The 223-nt window shown below is 58.7% G+C and carries 1 pseudogene; it reads left to right on the forward strand.

Annotation, left to right across the window (positions count from 1 at the left end):
- Positions 1-223, forward strand: a pseudogene (locus A6R74_RS13970) (mechanosensitive ion channel); the annotation flags it as partial.

Genomic DNA, 223 nt, shown 5'->3' on the forward strand with positions numbered 1-223 from the left:
CCATTCAGCGGGCACTGACATCGTCGGCGCGCTCCCGGGGGCGGCGGGTCAATCAGGCCCGAGCACAAACCATCACGCCGATGATCCGCAATGTCATCTTTGTCACCATGTTGATTATTGCCTTCATCGCTGGACTGGCTAATTTGGGTGTCAATGTCACGCCGCTGCTAGCCGGTGCCGGTGTGATCGGTCTGGCGAGTGGTTTTGGTGCCCAGACGTTAGT

Source organism: Halomonas sp. ALS9 (assembly GCF_001651035.1).
In the GTDB taxonomy this organism is placed as follows: Bacteria; Pseudomonadota; Gammaproteobacteria; order Pseudomonadales; family Halomonadaceae; genus Vreelandella.